This window comes from Paenibacillus sp. F024 (assembly GCF_057814255.1).
Genome location: NZ_JBVASZ010000160.1, coordinates 1 through 284, shown reverse-complemented (window position 1 = coordinate 284; position 284 = coordinate 1). Strand labels below are relative to the sequence as shown.

Below are 284 nucleotides of genomic sequence, written 5' to 3'. Positions count from 1 at the left end.
AAAGCATCGGAAAGCCGTCTTGCGCTTCCGTACGCATCGGAATGACTCCGGAACAAATCCAGCGCTTGGGAGAGCCTTATTTTTCCACGAAAGAAAAAGGAACCGGTCTTGGCATGATGGTCGTTTTTGGAATTATCCGGTCCATGAGAGGCAAGCTTCAGGTGTCCAGCGAGATCGGCAAAGGTACGCAGTTTGTAATGGAGTTTCCTCTTGCATAGTCGGTGTACCTGCCGGCGCCGCGTATGAATATGTCCTGCAGCTTGGCCTCCGTCATCGGAACGGCA

General features: G+C 52.5%; 1 protein-coding gene. It reads left to right on the top strand.

The features are described from left to right. The coding region (locus ACZYR9_RS27785) for an ATP-binding protein (protein WP_488981517.1) at positions 1–218 on the top strand (218 nt) is incomplete at its 5' end. Between the last annotated feature and the right edge of the window lie 66 nt (positions 219–284).